At 68.6% G+C, this 13,740-nt stretch carries 13 protein-coding genes; 9 read left to right on the top strand and 4 right to left on the bottom strand.

Annotation, left to right across the window (positions count from 1 at the left end; genetic code table 11):
• Positions 1 to 4 precede the first annotated feature (4 nt).
• On the bottom strand, positions 5 to 496 hold the full coding sequence (locus BBJ41_RS23810; RefSeq protein ID WP_069748724.1) for a hypothetical protein: 492 nt from the start codon (positions 494 to 496) through the stop codon (positions 5 to 7).
• 409 nt (positions 497 to 905) lie between these two features.
• On the opposite strand from BBJ41_RS23810, the gene BBJ41_RS23805 reads away from it, so the two are divergent.
• Positions 906 to 1,583 (top strand): LuxR C-terminal-related transcriptional regulator, encoded by a 678-nt coding sequence (locus BBJ41_RS23805; RefSeq protein ID WP_069750348.1) that lies wholly within the window; start codon positions 906 to 908, stop codon positions 1,581 to 1,583.
• 25 nt (positions 1,584 to 1,608) lie between these two features.
• Here the strand turns inward: BBJ41_RS23805 and BBJ41_RS23800 are convergent, their stop codons facing one another.
• Positions 1,609 to 3,162 carry a methyl-accepting chemotaxis protein gene (locus BBJ41_RS23800; RefSeq protein WP_069748723.1) on the bottom strand — a complete coding sequence of 518 codons (1,554 nt, stop codon included), beginning with the start codon at positions 3,160 to 3,162 and terminating at the stop codon, positions 1,609 to 1,611.
• A 253-nt stretch (positions 3,163 to 3,415) separates the two neighbouring features.
• Here BBJ41_RS23800 and panE point away from each other — a divergent pair, with 253 nt between their 5' ends.
• The 8 genes from panE (at position 3,416) to BBJ41_RS23760 (ending at position 12,747) form a co-directional block, all read left to right on the top strand.
• Complete coding sequence (panE, locus tag BBJ41_RS23795; protein WP_069748722.1) at positions 3,416 to 4,363, top strand: 2-dehydropantoate 2-reductase; 948 nt, start codon at positions 3,416 to 3,418, stop codon at positions 4,361 to 4,363.
• Positions 4,364 to 4,636: 273 nt separating this feature from the next.
• Complete coding sequence (locus tag BBJ41_RS23790; RefSeq protein ID WP_069748721.1) at positions 4,637 to 5,596, top strand: AraC family transcriptional regulator; 960 nt, start codon at positions 4,637 to 4,639, stop codon at positions 5,594 to 5,596.
• Between the two features lie 168 nt (positions 5,597 to 5,764).
• Positions 5,765 to 6,706: a substrate-binding domain-containing protein gene (locus tag BBJ41_RS23785; protein ID WP_069748720.1), complete on the top strand. Its 942-nt coding sequence runs from the start codon at positions 5,765 to 5,767 to the stop codon at positions 6,704 to 6,706.
• A gap of 59 nt (positions 6,707 to 6,765) precedes the next feature.
• Positions 6,766 to 8,286 (top strand): sugar ABC transporter ATP-binding protein, encoded by a 1,521-nt coding sequence (locus BBJ41_RS23780; RefSeq protein ID WP_069750347.1) that lies wholly within the window; start codon positions 6,766 to 6,768, stop codon positions 8,284 to 8,286.
• Complete coding sequence (locus BBJ41_RS23775; protein WP_069750346.1) at positions 8,273 to 9,280, top strand: ABC transporter permease; 1,008 nt, start codon at positions 8,273 to 8,275, stop codon at positions 9,278 to 9,280. The genes BBJ41_RS23780 and BBJ41_RS23775 overlap by 14 nt, the downstream gene beginning before the upstream one ends.
• A 46-nt stretch (positions 9,281 to 9,326) precedes the next feature.
• Entirely contained in the window at positions 9,327 to 10,415 is a 1,089-nt protein-coding gene (locus BBJ41_RS23770; protein ID WP_069748719.1) for an alcohol dehydrogenase catalytic domain-containing protein, read from the top strand.
• Positions 10,416 to 10,444: 29 nt separating this feature from the next.
• Entirely contained in the window at positions 10,445 to 11,992 is a 1,548-nt protein-coding gene (locus BBJ41_RS23765) for an FGGY-family carbohydrate kinase (protein ID WP_069748718.1), read from the top strand.
• Complete coding sequence (locus BBJ41_RS23760; RefSeq protein WP_069748717.1) at positions 11,989 to 12,747, top strand: SDR family oxidoreductase; 759 nt, start codon at positions 11,989 to 11,991, stop codon at positions 12,745 to 12,747. Before BBJ41_RS23765 ends, BBJ41_RS23760 begins: the two co-directional genes overlap by 4 nt.
• A gap of 80 nt (positions 12,748 to 12,827) precedes the next feature.
• Here the strand turns inward: BBJ41_RS23760 and BBJ41_RS41235 are convergent, their stop codons facing one another.
• A complete protein-coding gene (locus tag BBJ41_RS41235) occupies positions 12,828 to 12,968 on the bottom strand; it encodes a hypothetical protein (RefSeq protein ID WP_163012928.1) in 141 nt (46 codons plus the stop codon).
• Positions 12,969 to 13,148: 180 nt separating this feature from the next.
• Positions 13,149 to 13,733 (bottom strand): nucleotidyltransferase family protein, encoded by a 585-nt coding sequence (locus BBJ41_RS23755; protein WP_069748716.1) that lies wholly within the window; start codon positions 13,731 to 13,733, stop codon positions 13,149 to 13,151.
• Positions 13,734 to 13,740: the final 7 nt, after the last annotated feature.

Genomic DNA, 13,740 nt, shown 5'->3' with positions numbered 1-13,740 from the left:
GTGCTCAGGCCGGCCGCTCGAAGCCCGATGCGATCCAGCGCTCGGCGCTGGCCTTGCTCAGCTTGAAGCCGGCCGATACCTTCGCTTCGGCCAGCAGCTCGCCGTACGGATCGAATGCCTTGAGCTGCGCGTACGGCTCGAATTCGTCCGGCACGATGTCGAGCGTCACCGACACGTCCTGTTCGTCCTCGCCCTGGACCGTCACTTCCTTGTGCAGCATCGCGCGCCGCTGCTGCTCGTGGCGCATCAGCACCTCGGTCGCGGTCTTCACGAGCGTGCGGAACGCGTTCGCGTCCATCGGCTTCGGGTTCTTCTTGTCGCGGCCCATGGTCCACGGCCCGACGAGCGCGGGCTCGGACTCGCCGTCCTTGATCATCTCGACGGCCCAGCCGTCGTCGTCTTCGTTCTTGATGATGCGGGCCGTCCAGCCGTTGTCGCGCCAGAGGCCGTCTTCGTGGATGGCGGTGTCGTCGGATTGCAGATCGGATTCGGTCATGGGGAAAGTGGGAAGTACGGGGCGACGGGCAGCCGGCGAAACAACGGCGGCACGCGGCCGGCATCGGCGCGTCGCTCGCTGCCGGTCGCCCGCCGCCGGTCGCCCGGAATGGCATGCAAAGGCCGCAATTTTACCTGCTGGCCGGCCGCGTGGCCCGCGCGGCGCGCAAGCCCGGCCTTCCGGCCGATGCCGGCGGGTGCCGGCCGCCGGTCGCGGCCGGTCGAACCGGGGCAATTATCAAACTTGTATTACGCCCCTGGCGGCCGATCCATATGCCGTCCGATATCCCGTCCGCGCGCGGCTCCATAGAATCGACTCTCAGGCTAAAAATAGCCTGAATGTCCTTTCAACGCCAAACCGGCCGCGCGCGTTCCGCACCGTGCGGCCGGCGAACCACCTGGAACTGCGCATGAGGAAATTCAATGTTCGCATCGTCTTCGCGTACGACTGGCCGTTGACGCTGGCCGGCATCGAGCAGATCGCCGGCAGCGCCTGCGCGATCGAGCTCGTCGCGGTCTACCGGAGTGCGGCCGAGCTGGTCGCGTCGCTTGGCGGCGTCGACTGCGACATCGTGCTGATCGACTATTCGATGCGCGGCGACGAGCAGATGGACGGCCTCGCGCTGTTCGACTGGCTGCGGCGCATGCGCCCGAGCGCCGGGATCGTCGCGCTGGTCGCCAACGAGAACCCGCTGATCTTCCGGTCGATCCTCGCGACGGAGCGCGTGAGCATCGTCAGCAAGTTCGACGAAGTCGGCCATATCGTCACGGCGATCCATTCGAGCTACAGCGGCGGGCGTTACCTGTCGCCGCGCGTGCGGCGCGCCGTCGACGCGTTCGGCGAGCACGACCACGCGCCCGTGAAGCTGTCGGCGCGCGAGATCGAGGTAATCCGCCTGTATCTGTCGGGCGAGCCGATCAAGGCGATCGCGCAGCGCCTGAACAAGGGCAAGCAGACGGTCAGTGCGCAGAAGATCAGCGCGATGAAGAAGCTCGGCGCGAACAACGACGTCGAGCTGATCCAGCGGGCGGCGGGGCTGGGGCTCGGCACCATCACGGCCGCGTCGCGGGCCGGCGGCGCGGTGTGAGCCCGCCGGCGCCGCGCCGGCGCCGTCAGGCCGGCAACGCGAACCGCGTGACGGCGTCGCGCAGCGCCTCGGCCTGATCGCGCAGCGAATGCGCGGCGGCCGCGGCCTCTTCGACGAGCGCCGCGTTCTGCTGCGTGACCTGGTCCATCTCGCCCACCGCGCGATTGACCTGCTCGATCCCCGCGCTTTGCTCGCGCGACGCGTGGCTGATTTCGTCGAGGATCTCGTTCACGCGCCGCACCGACTGCACGAGCTCGGCCATCGTCTCGCCGGCATTCGTGACGAGCGCCGCGCCGTGTTCGACGGTCTCGTTCGACGACACGATCAGCGACTTGATCTCCTTGGCGGCCGTCGCCGAGCGTTGCGCGAGCGAGCGCACTTCGGCCGCGACCACCGCGAAGCCGCGGCCCTGTTCGCCCGCGCGCGCGGCTTCGACGGCCGCGTTCAGCGCGAGGATGTTGGTCTGGAACGCGATGCCGTCGATCACGCCGATGATGTCGCCGATCTTGTGCGAACGGTCGGTGATCTCGTTCATCGTGCGCACCACGTCGTCGACCACCTCGCTGCCGCGTGTCGCGACCTGCGCGGCCTGGCTTGCGAGCGATGCGGCCTGCGCGGCGCTGTCCGCGTTCTGCTTCACGTTCGCGGTCATCTGGTCCATGCTCGACGCGGTCTGCACGAGCGCGGCCGCCTGTTCCTCGGTGCGCTGCGACAGGTCCGTGTTGCCGGCCGCGATTTCGCTCGCGCCGACGTTGATGTTCTCCGTGCCCATCCGCACGCGCGACACCATGTCGATCAGCCCGCCCTGCATCGTGTGCAGCGCATGCAGCAGGCTGCCGCGATCGTCGTGCTTCACGGTGACGCGTGCGGTCAGGTCGCCCTGCGCGATGCGCTGCGCGGCGTCGAGCGCGACTTCGAGCTCGCCGCCGAGGTTCGCGCGCACGCTCCTCAGCACCAGCACCATCACGGCGGTCGCGAGCGCGCCGAGCACGGCCGTCATCGCGAGCCAGCGGCCGATGCTCGCGAGCACGGCCGAGCGCACGTCGTTCATGTACATGCCCGTCACGAGATACCAGTCCCACGGCGCGAAGCGCTGCACGGCGCTGATCTTTTCCTGAGGCTTGTCGGCGCCCGGCTTCGGCCACAGATACTCGACGAAACCCTTGCCGCCTTCCAGGTTGCCGGCCTTCACGATCTCGACGAACAGGTGCTTGCCGTTCGGATCGGTGAAATTCGACACGTCCTTGCCGTTGAGATCGGCCTTGATCGGATGCATCACGATCACGGGTTTCGAGTCGTTGACCGAGATGTAGCCGTCGGCGCCGTAGCGCATCGCGGCGATCGCTTCGAGCGCCTTCTGCTTCGCGTCGGCTTCCGGCATCGCGTTCTGCTGCGACAGCTTGTAGTAATGGTCGGTCACGCTGGCGGCCTGCGCGACCAGCGACGCGAGCTGGTCGCGGCGGTCCGCGATCATCGAGGCGCGTGTCTGCCATGCGCCGAGCCCGGCGATCACGAGCAGGCCGAGCCACAGGATGACGATCATCGAGGCGAGTTTCTGATTCAGGGAAAGGTTGCGCATGGTGTGTGGTCGGTCAGTCGAGGAAGCTCGCCGGTGCGGCGTGACGGGATAAGTGTCTTGACGGCGCGCGACGCGGGTTGCCGTAGGCGGGTAATCCCTATGGAGCGGCGCAGCCGCCAATGCCTTCGACGCCGATACGGGTATCTATGCATATGCATAAACGGGGTCGCTATACTGTCGGGGCGATTGCGTGCGCGCCGGGCGCCCGGGCGGGCGGCGGCACGGCGCTGAATGGAACCGAAAGGAGGCAACGATGCGAATTCTGGTGGTGGGGGCCGGCGCGGTCGGCGGTTATTTCGGCGGCCGGCTGGCCGCGGCGGGGCGCGACGTGACGTTCCTGGTGCGCGACGGCCGCGCGGCCGCACTCGCGCGCGACGGGCTGCTGATCCGCAGCCCGCGCGGCGACCTGACGCTCGCGAACGTGCAGACCGTGCGCGCGAGCGATGCGGGTGCCGGCGTCGCGCCGTTCGATCTCGTGCTGCTGAGCTGCAAGGCGTACAGCCTCGACGACGCGATTCTCTCGTTCGCGCCGTTCGTCGGGCAAGACACGCTGATCCTGCCGATGCTCAACGGGATGCGCCACCTCGACGTGCTGCGCGAGCGGTTCGGCGCCACGCAGGTGCTGGGCGGGCTGTGCGTGATCGCGGCGACGCTCGATCGCGAGCAGCGCATCGTGCACCTGAACGACACGGCCGGGCTGTCGTTCGGCGAACTCGCCGGCGGCGAGTCGCCGCGCGTGCGCGCGGTGGCCGACGTGTTCGGCGGCGCGGGTTTCGACGCGACGCTCAGCGACGACATCGCCGCGCGGATGTGGGAGAAGTGGGTATTCCTCGCGACGCTCGCCGCGAGCACGTCGCTGTTCCGCGGCTCGGTCGGCGACATTCTCGCCGCGCCGGACGGCCGCCGCCTGCTCGAGACGATGCTCGGCGAATGCAGCGCAATCGCCGAACACAACGGCCACCGGCCCGACCCGGCGGCGATTGAGCGGATGCAGCGGATGGTGCTGACACCGTCGCCGCTGACCGCGTCGATGCTGCGCGACGTCGAGAACCATGCGCGCGTCGAAGCCGATCACGTGATCGGCGACCTGCTCGCGCGCCGCGACCCGCAGGCGGACGACGCACTGTCGCTGCTGCGGATCGCATACAACCACCTGAAAGCGTACGAGGTGCGGACGGCGCGCGAGCACGCGGCCGCGTAATCGCCGGCACCGGCCTTTCCCACGGGCCCGGCGGCCGGCCGCCGGGTGTCCGTCCCGCGTGTTCCGCGCTGCCCAAATTTGCCATCCGGCGCCGTTTTCGGCCGGAAAGCGCAAAAAAGTATCGAAAATCAGGCGTAAAGTTGGTGGAGCCGCGCGCTCGATCGACCTACATTGCTTCCCATGCGACCGGTCGCATCGCCGCGCGAGACACGCGGCGCACGAGCGAACAGCCGAGCAGGCCGGCCAGGAAACCATGGGAATGGAGACGCCAACATGATGCACCCCGATCTCGAAGTGGTCGAAGTGCGACGCGACGAGTCGTTCAAGGTCTGGTCGCACGGCTATCCGTACTGCACGATCCGCTGGCATTTCCATCCCGAATTCGAACTGCACCTGATCGTTGCGACGCGCGGCAAGTATTTCGTCGGCGATCACATCGGCTCGTTCGGCCCCGGTCATCTCGTGCTGCTCGGCCCGAACCTGCCGCACAACTGGGTCAGCGACATGGCCGAAGGCGAAACCGTCGAGTGCCGCAACCTCGTGATCCAGTTCGATCCGGCGTTCGTGCGCCGTTGCATGGACGCGTTTCCCGAATGCCGCGACGCGCAGGCGCTGCTCGACGACGCGCGACGCGGCGTCGGCTTCGACGCCGAGACGAGCGCCGCGATCGCGCCGCTGTTCGACGAGCTGCTGACGGCGCACGGCATGCGCCGCATCGCGCTGTTCATGACGATCCTCGAACGGCTCTGCGGCGCGGCCGAACGCACGCTGCTCGCGAGCCCCGCTTACGACCAGGCTCACGTCACGCCCACGCGGCTCAGCCACGCACTGTCGTATATCGGCAAGAACCTCGCGGCCGAGCTGCGCGAATCCGATCTCGCGCAACTGACCGGGCAGAGCATCAGCGCGTTCTCGCGCGCGTTCCACCGTCAGACGGGCATGCCGTTCGTCCAGTACGTGAACCGGCTGCGCATCGAGTCCGCATGCCAGATGCTGCTCGCCGACGACGCGAACATCACCGACATCTGCTTCCAGGCCGGCTTCAACAACGTATCGAACTTCAACCGCCAGTTCCGCGCGGTGAAGGGGATGGCGCCGTCCGAATTCCGCACGCTGCAGCGGCTGAACGCACGCAGCCGCGAACTCGCGCTGCATGCGGCGCCCACCGGCAACCCGATGCCGCCGCGCGTGCTGACGCCCGGCGCGCCCGAACTCGCGCCGCAACCCGGATGATCGCCGGGCCGCCGCCCGCCTGAACTTTCCACGCCGTTTTACCCCGCCGATCGCGCCGTTTACGTCGCGAGGGGCGACTTCACCCACGAAAAAGCCGCACACCGCGGCCCACATGGCGCCGGAGCAAGCGCTGACGCGCAAACGCCGGCCGATAACGGAGACACCGTCATGACGCACGCATCGCCTGCTTCTTCCCCTCGTCGCGCCGCCCGCATGGCGGCCGTCGCCGCGCTCGCCGCCGCGGCGTGGCTGCCCGCCGCCGCGCATGCCGCGCCGCTGCGGATCGGCATGACGTTCCAGGAGCTGAACAACCCGTATTTCGTGACGATGCAGAAGGCGCTGAACGATGCGGCCGCATCGATCGGCGCGCAGGTGGTCGTCACCGACGCGCATCACGACGTCAGCAAGCAGGTGAGCGACGTCGAGGACATGCTGCAGAAGAAGATCGACATCCTGCTCGTGAACCCCACCGATTCGACCGGCATCCAGTCGGCGATCACGCAGGCGAAGAAGGCCGGCGCGGTGGTGGTGGCCGTCGATGCAAACGCGAACGGCCCGGTCGATTCGTTCGTCGGCTCGAAGAATTACGACGCGGGCGCGATGTCGTGCGAATACCTCGCGAAGGCGATCGGCGGCAGCGGCGAGGTCGCGATCCTCGACGGCATTCCGGTCGTGCCGATCCTCGAGCGCGTGCGCGGCTGCAAGGCCGGGCTCGCGAAATTCCCGAACGTGAAGCTCGTCGACACGCAGAACGGCAAGCAGGAGCGCGCGACCGCGCTGTCGGTGACGGAGAACCTGATCTCCGCGCATCCGAAGCTCAAGGGCATCTTCAGCGTGAACGACGGCGGCTCGATGGGCGCGCTCGCCGCGATCGAGGGTTCCGGCAAGGACATCAAGCTGACGAGCGTCGACGGCGCGCCCGAGGCGATCGCCGCCATCCAGAAGCCGAACTCGAAGTTCATCGAGACGACCGCGCAGTTCCCGGCCGACCAGGTGCGCATCGCGCTCGGCATCGCGATTGCGCGCAAGTGGGGCGCGACGGTGCCGAAGGCGATCCCGGTCGACGTGAAGGTCGTCGATCGCGGCAACGCGAAGGGTTTCAGCTGGTGAACGACGCGCGACGCGACGCGAAGGGCGGCATGGACGGCGCCCTTCTCACGGAGAGGCCGATGGATACGATACTCAGGCTCAACGACATCACGAAAAGCTTTCCGGGCGTGAAGGCGCTGTCCGGCATTCATCTCGAGATCGCGCGCGGCGAGATTCACGCGCTGCTCGGCGAGAACGGCGCGGGCAAGTCGACGCTGATGAAGATCCTCTGCGGCATTCATCAACCGGATGCGGGCACGATCGAGATCGACGGCACGGCGCGGCAATTCGCCGACTATCACGATGCGGTCGCGGCGGGCGTCGGCATCGTGTTCCAGGAGTTCAGCCTGATCCCGCATCTCGATGCCGTCGACAACCTGTTCCTCGGCCGCGAGCTGCGCAACCGCTGGGGCGCGCGCGACCGCACGCGGATGCGCCGCGCGGCGGCCGGCATCTTCGCGCGGCTCGGCGTGTCGATCGATCTCGACGCGCCGATCCGCACGCTGTCGGTCGCGCAGCAGCAGTTCGTCGAGATCGGCAAGGCGCTGTCGCTCGACGCGCGCATCCTGATCCTCGACGAGCCGACCGCGACGCTCACGCCGGCCGAAGCCGAACACCTGTTCGCGATCATGCGCGAGCTGAAGCGGCAGGGCGTCGCGATGATCTTCATCTCGCATCACCTCGAGGAGATCTTCGCGGTGTGCGACCGCATCACGGTGCTGCGCGACGGCCAGTATGTCGCGACGACCGACGTCGCGCGCACGGACGTCGAACAGCTCGTGCGGATGATGGTCGGCCGCCGGATCGAAAGCAGCTTTCCGCCGAAGCCGGCGCTGCCAGCCGATGCGCGGGCCGTGCTCGAGGTCGATGCGCTGCAGATCGAGCGCGGCGGCCCGGTGAACCGCTTCGCGCTGCATGCGGGCGAAATCCTCGGCTTCGCCGGGCTCGTCGGCTCCGGGCGCACGGAGACGGCGCTCGCGGTGATCGGCGCGACGCGCGCGCATCGCAAGGAAGTGCGCGTGTGCGGCACGGCCGCGAAGCTCGCCGATCCGGCCGATGCGCTGCGCGCGGGCATCGGCATCCTGCCGGAAAGCCGCAAGACGGAAGGGCTCGTCACGTCGTTTTCGATTCGCGACAACATCTCGCTGAACAACCTCGGCAAGTACCGGTCGATGCGCTGGCTGATCGACCGGCGCGGCGAGGCGCGCACGACCCACGACGTGATGCGGCGCGTCGGCGTGAAGGCGCCGTCGATCCACACCGAGGTCGCGACCCTGTCCGGCGGCAACCAGCAGAAGGTCGTGATCGCGCGCTGGCTGAACCATCACACGTCCGTGCTGATCTTCGACGAGCCGACACGCGGCATCGACGTCGGCGCGAAAGCCGAAATCTACGAGCTGATGCGCGAACTCACCGCGCGCGGCTACGCCATCATCATGATCTCGTCCGAGCTGCCGGAAATCGTCGGCATGTGCGATCGCGTCGCCGTGTTCCGGCAGGGCCGCATCGAGGCGACGCTCGAAGGCGACGAGATCGATCCCGACACGGTCATGACCCATGCCACGGCCGGCACGCGAGGAGCGACCCATGAACCTGCCTGATTCTTCTTCCACGCCCTCCACGACGCTCGCGGCCACGGCCGGCGAGGCGCCGCCGCCCCGCGCGATGTGGGCGCAGCTGCGGCGCTCGACGCTGTTCTATCCGCTGGTCGGCCTCGTCGTCGTGTGCGTCGCGATGATGATCGCGAGCCCGGGCTTCCTGTCCGCGGCGAACCTGGAAAACGTGCTGCGCCAGGTGTCGATCAACGCGATCATCGCGGTCGGCATGACCTGCGTGATCCTGACCGGCGGGATCGACCTGTCGGTCGGCTCGGTGATGGCGCTGTCGGGCACGCTTGCGGCCGGGCTGATGGTCGCGGGCGTCAACGCGGTTGCCGCGCTGGCGATCGGCATCGCCGTCGGTCTGGGCTTCGGCTTCCTGAACGGTGTGTTCGTCGCGCTCGCGGGGATGCCGCCGATCATCGTCACGCTCGCGACGATGGGTATCGCGCGCGGCCTCGCGCTGATCTACACGGGCGGTTATCCGATCGACGGGCTGCCCGACTGGGTCGCGTTCTTCGGCAGCGGCAAGGTGCTCGGCATCCAGGCGCCCGTGCTGATCATGCTGATCGTCTACGCGAGCGCGTGGCTGCTGCTCGAGGGCATGCCGTTCGGCCGCTACGTGTATGCGATCGGCGGCAACGAACAGGCGACGCGGCTCACCGGCGTGCGCGTCGCGCGCGTGAAGCTGATCGTCTACACGCTGGCCGGGCTCACGTCCGCGCTCGCCGCGATCGTGCTGACCGGGCGGCTGATGAGTGGGCAGCCGAACGCGGGCGTGGGCTTCGAGCTCGACGCGATCGCGGCCGTCGTGATGGGCGGCACGTCGATTTCCGGCGGGCGCGGCGCGATCCTCGGCACGCTGGTCGGTGCGCTGCTGCTCGGCGTGCTCAACAACGGGCTGAACATGATCGGCGTGAACCCGTATGTGCAGAACGTGATCAAGGGCGGAATCATCCTGCTCGCGATCTACATCAGCCGCGAACGATCGCGGTAACGCATCACTTGTCAGCTATCCGAATCATCACCGAAAGAGAACACTCATGACGACACCCGAAGCCCAGCCGCGGATGACCGCGGTCGTCTGCCACGGCCCCGAGGATTATCGCGTCGAACAGGTCGCGAAGCCGCGCCCCGGCCCGAACGAACTCGTGATCCGCATCGCCGCGTGCGGGATCTGCGCGAGCGACTGCAAGTGCTATACGGGCGCGAAGATGTTCTGGGGCGGCCCGAACCCGTGGGTGAAGGCGCCCGTGATTCCCGGCCATGAATTCTTCGGTTACGTCGAAGCGCTCGGCGACGGCGCGGCCGAACATTTCGGCGTGGCACTGGGCGACCGCGTGATCGCCGAGCAGATCGTGCCGTGCGGTAAGTGCCGCTATTGCAAGTCGGGCCAGTACTGGATGTGCGAAGTGCACAACATCTTCGGCTTCCAGCGCGAGGTCGCCGACGGCGGGATGGCCGAGTACATGCGTATTCCGCCGACCGCGATCGTCCACCGGATTCCGCTTGGCGTGTCGCTGGAAGACGCCGCGATCATCGAGCCGCTGTCGTGCGCGATCCATACGGTGAACCGCGGCGACGTCCAGCTCGACGACGTTGTCGTGATCGCGGGCGCGGGCCCGCTCGGGCTGATGATGACGCAGGTCGCGCGCCTGAAGACGCCGAAGAAACTCGTCGTGATCGACCTGATCGACGAGCGGCTCGAACTCGCGCGCGAATACGGCGCCGACGTGACGATCAACCCGAAGCGCGACGACGCGCGCGAGATCGTCCGCGCGCTGACCGACGGTTACGGCTGCGACGTCTACATCGAGACGACCGGTGCGCCCGTCGGCGTGAGCCAGGGGCTCGACCTGATCCGCAAGCTCGGCCGCTTCGTCGAGTTCAGCGTGTTCGGCGAGGATGCGACCGTCGACTGGTCGATCATCGGCGATCGCAAGGAGCTCGACGTGCGCGGCGCGCATCTCGGGCCATACTGTTACCCGATCGCGATCGACCTGCTCGCGCGCGGGCTCGTCACGTCGAAAGGCATCGTCACGCACGGTTTCGCGCTCGAGGACTGGGACGACGCGATCCGCGTCGCGAAATCGCCCGAATCGATCAAGGTGCTGCTGAAGCCGGCCCGCTGAAAGCCGACGCGCGCCTCACCGGAGACATCATGGAATACGTCATAGGCGTCGATATCGGCACGCAGAGCACCAAGGCGCTGCTCGTCGACCGGCACGGCACGATCGTCGCGCGGCGCTCGGCCGGCTACCAGCCCGATACGCCGCGTCCGTTGTGGGCCGAGCAATGGCCGCAGGTATGGTTCGGCGCCGTGCTCGAATGCGTCGCCGGCTGCGTGAGCGATGCGCGCGCGCAGGGCGTGCCGGCCGACGCGATCCGCGCGGTCTGCGTGAGCAGCCTGTACGGCGGCTCGGGCATTCCGGTCGACGCCGACATGCGGCCGCTTCATCCGTGCCTGATCTGGATGGACCGGCGCGCGACCGCGGAGGTCGAGCGGGTCAACGAACAGGTGAACGTCGAGCGGCTGCGCGTGATCACGGGCAACGGCGTCGACAGCTACTACGGGTTCACGAAGATGCTGTGGCTGCGCGACCAGCGTCCCGACGTGTGGGCGAACGTGCGCTACTTCCTGCCGCCGAACGCGTACGTGATCTATCTGCTGACCGGCGAGGTCGCGGTCGATCACAGCTCGGCCGGCAACATCGGCGGCGTGTACGACGTCGCGCGCCGCGAGTGGTCGGACGACGCGCTCGACATGCTCGGCATCCCGGCGACGATGATGCCCGAGCGGCTCGTCGAATCGACGGACGTCGTCGGCGGGCTGCTGTCGCAATGGACCGGGCAGCTCGGGCTGCCGGCCGGCACGCCGGTCGTCGCGGGCGGCGTCGACGCCGCCGTCGCGACCTTCGCGGCCGGTGCGACGCGCGCGGGGCAGCACGTCGCGATGATCGGCACCAGCATGTGCTGGGGTTACGTGAGCCAGCATGTCGATGCGCGGCACGGTCTCGTCAGCATGCCGCACGTGTTCAACGGGCAGCGCGACCTGTACGTGTTCGGCGGCGCGATCACAGCCGGCGCGTCGGTCGCGTGGTTTCGCGACCAGTTCTGCCATGCGGAAATCGATGCGGCGCGCTTGCTGCCGCACGGCGATCCGCACGTGCTGCTCGAGGACGCGGCCGAAAGCGTGCCGGCCGGCGCCGACGGCGTGCTGTTCCTGCCGTACCTGATGGGCGAGCGCAGCCCGGTGTGGGATGCGAAGGCGAGCGGCGCGTTCGTCGGGCTCAGTCTCGCCCATACGCGCGCGCATCTCTATCGCGCGGTGCTCGAAGGTGTCGCGTTCGCGTTGCGGCACAACATCGAGGCCGGCCGCCGCGGCGCGGCGGCGCTGGACGATCGGCTGATCGTCGTCGGCGGGGCCGCGCATTCGGCGCTGTGGATGCAGATCATCGCGGACGTGACGGGTTTCCCGGTGTGGACGATCGGGCAGGACGTCGAGGCCGCGATGGGGGCGGCACTGCTCGCGGGTGTCGGCGTGGGGCTCGTGTCGGTCAACGATGCACAAGGTGGCTGGGTCACGCTGGTTGAGCGTGCGCGGCCCGATGCCGAGCGCGCAACGACGTACGACGCGCGTTTCGCGCTCTACACCGCGCTGTATCCGGCACTCAAGCCGATCATGCACAAGCTGGGCACGTCATCATGAACACACGATTCGATTTCAGCGGTGCGCGGATGCTCGTCACGGGCGCATCGAGCGGGATCGGGCGCGCATGCGCGGTGGCGCTCGCGCATGCGGGCGCACAGGTTGTCGCGGCGGCGCGCGACAGCGCCGCGCTCGATGCGCTCGCCGGCGAGATCGCGTGCGAGACGGTGCGCCTCGATGTCGGCGGCGACGAACATGCGATCGATGCGGCGCTCGCCGCGCATCGTGCGTTCGACGGCCTCGTCAATTGCGCGGGCGTCGCGTCGCTCGAACCGGCGCTCGAGGTCGGCGCGGCGCATTTCGATCAGGTGATGGCCGTCAACGCGCGCGGCGCGGCGCTCGTGGCGCGGGCCGTCGCGCGGAAGATGATCGAATGCGACGGACGCGGCGCGGCGCGCGCGCGCGGCAGCATCGTCAACGTGTCGAGCCAGGCCGCGCTCGTCGGCCTGCCTGCGCATCTGAGCTATTGCGCGTCGAAGGCGGCGATGGACGCGATCACGCGCGTGCTGTGCATCGAGCTCGGGCCGCACGGCATCCGCGTGAACAGCGTGAACCCGACCGTCACGCTCACGCCGATGGCGCAATTCGCGTGGAGCGAGCCGGAGAAGCGCGCGCCGATGCTGGCGGCGATTCCGCTCGGACGATTCGCGGAGCCGGACGAGGTGGTCGAGCCGATCCTGTTCTTGCTGAGCGATGCGGCATCGATGATCAGCGGCGTGTCGCTGCCGATCGACGGCGGGTATACGGCGCGATAGGTGACGGCGTGCAGTGCCGCTTTGCCGGCGGCCGCGCGCCGCGGGAAACAGGGGCGAATGCGCGGGTGGCCGGCGCGCGTTTAAACGGGGTCCTTGCTCGGCGGCCCGTCCGGTTGCTGCGGGTTGTCGTGATGGCCTGGCGGCGACGACAGCGGGTCGTCTTCCGGATCGCGGTTCGGGTCGGCCGGGGGCTCGGGCGTCGGGGTCGTGTGATCGCTCATGGGGAACTCGCGCAAGGCAGGACGGTGGCGGGGCGGCGGCGGGTGCGCCTCGTCTCCGTTATAGCCAATCGGCCGCGCGTTTGCAGCGGGATTCTTGCGGCGGGTCGTGTCGCACAGGCGAAACCCTTGGCTGGGGGCATTCTCGCGGAATTCCGCGATGGGCTCACTGCGCGATCGCGGTCAGCGTAAATCCGCGGGCGTATCGACATCGCGCAGGATGCCGGGATCGTCGACGTCGAGCAGCCGGACCGGCGCGCTGGCGAACAGCGCGCGGGCGCCCGTGTCGCCGTCGAGTGCGGCGAGCGCATCGAAGTGGTGCGCGGCGAAGCCGACCGGATGGCCGCGCACGCCGCGATGCGCGGGCGCGACGATCGACGCGTTTTCGGCGTCGAGCGCGCGCGTGACGGCTTCGTAGGTGGGGGCCGCGATCCACGGCATGTCGGCGAGCGCGACGAGCCAGCCGCTCGCGTCGGGGGTCGCGCGTACGCCGGCCGCGAGGCTCGCGCCCATGCCACGCACGGTGTCGGGCGCGTAGACGACCTGACAGCCGGCTTCGTTCAGCAGAATCGCGAGTTTTTCGGCGCCGGGACGCACGACGGCGATGACGTCGGACGTGATCGCCGCGAGATGGCGGGCGGCCGCGACCGCAACAGGCGTGCCGTCGGGCAACAACGCCAGCAGCTTGCTGTGCAGGCCGCTCGGGTCGAAGCGTTGACCAAGACCGCCGGCGAGCAGGACGCCGGTGGCGAATGACGCATAGGACATCGGCGCG

This window comes from Burkholderia stabilis, from assembly GCF_001742165.1.
Taxonomy (GTDB): domain Bacteria; phylum Pseudomonadota; class Gammaproteobacteria; order Burkholderiales; family Burkholderiaceae; genus Burkholderia; species Burkholderia stabilis.
This window is presented reverse-complemented; position numbering and strand designations above follow the sequence as displayed.

Bases quoted from the DNA above. Each gene is read 5' to 3' on its own strand.
- BBJ41_RS23805 (WP_069750348.1), top strand. From the start codon at position 906: ATGAGGAAATTCAATGTTCGCATCGTCTTCGCGTACGACTGGCCGTTG.
- BBJ41_RS23765 (WP_069748718.1), top strand. From the start codon at position 10,445: ATGGAATACGTCATAGGCGTCGATATCGGCACGCAGAGCACCAAGGCG.
- BBJ41_RS23755 (WP_069748716.1), bottom strand. From the start codon at position 13,733: ATGTCCTATGCGTCATTCGCCACCGGCGTCCTGCTCGCCGGCGGTCTT.
- panE (WP_069748722.1), top strand. From the start codon at position 3,416: ATGCGAATTCTGGTGGTGGGGGCCGGCGCGGTCGGCGGTTATTTCGGC.
- BBJ41_RS23775 (WP_069750346.1), top strand. From the start codon at position 8,273: ATGAACCTGCCTGATTCTTCTTCCACGCCCTCCACGACGCTCGCGGCC.
- BBJ41_RS23780 (WP_069750347.1), top strand. From the start codon at position 6,766: ATGGATACGATACTCAGGCTCAACGACATCACGAAAAGCTTTCCGGGC.
- BBJ41_RS23770 (WP_069748719.1), top strand. From the start codon at position 9,327: ATGACGACACCCGAAGCCCAGCCGCGGATGACCGCGGTCGTCTGCCAC.
- BBJ41_RS23760 (WP_069748717.1), top strand. From the start codon at position 11,989: ATGAACACACGATTCGATTTCAGCGGTGCGCGGATGCTCGTCACGGGC.
- BBJ41_RS23785 (WP_069748720.1), top strand. From the start codon at position 5,765: ATGACGCACGCATCGCCTGCTTCTTCCCCTCGTCGCGCCGCCCGCATG.
- BBJ41_RS23810 (WP_069748724.1), bottom strand. From the start codon at position 496: ATGACCGAATCCGATCTGCAATCCGACGACACCGCCATCCACGAAGAC.
- BBJ41_RS41235 (WP_163012928.1), bottom strand. From the start codon at position 12,968: ATGAGCGATCACACGACCCCGACGCCCGAGCCCCCGGCCGACCCGAAC.
- BBJ41_RS23800 (WP_069748723.1), bottom strand. From the start codon at position 3,162: ATGCGCAACCTTTCCCTGAATCAGAAACTCGCCTCGATGATCGTCATC.
- BBJ41_RS23790 (WP_069748721.1), top strand. From the start codon at position 4,637: ATGATGCACCCCGATCTCGAAGTGGTCGAAGTGCGACGCGACGAGTCG.